Here is a 397-nt window from a genome sequence, read left to right on the forward strand (position 1 = left end):
ATTGTCCCTTGCCGGGAAGCACGGACACCTCGATATTTAACGTGTCTCCACCCGCTTCGGTCCAGGCCAGTCCGGTGGCGGCGCCGACTTGGTCCTCCTCTTCAGCCCGACCGTAACGATAGCGCTCCGAACCCAGGTATTTCGAAAGATTCCGCGCCGTGATTACGCTTCGCTTCTTCTTTCCGCTGACCAGCTCCCGGGCCGCTTTCCGGCAAAGGGTGCCGATGGTCCGTTCCAAATTGCGGACTCCCGCCTCCCGGGTATACTCCCGGATGATTTTGCGAATGGCGTCGGCGTTGATGCGCAGCTGATCCTCCGCCAGCCCGTGCTCCTCCCGCTGTTTGGGGATGAGATACTGTTTGGCGATCTTCTCCTTCTCCAGCTCGGTGTAACCCGA

Annotated in this window: 1 protein-coding gene; it reads right to left on the reverse strand. The window is 60.2% G+C overall.

All coding sequences use genetic code 11. From position 1 onward, the window contains the following. Positions 1-397 (reverse strand): S16 family serine protease (locus tag RZO55_RS21915; protein WP_318066392.1); only part of this gene is annotated, 397 nt, incomplete at both ends.

Origin of the sequence: Clostridium boliviensis (assembly GCF_033342255.1) — a bacterium.
Classification (GTDB): domain Bacteria; phylum Bacillota; class Clostridia; order Lachnospirales; family Lachnospiraceae; genus Lacrimispora; species Lacrimispora boliviensis.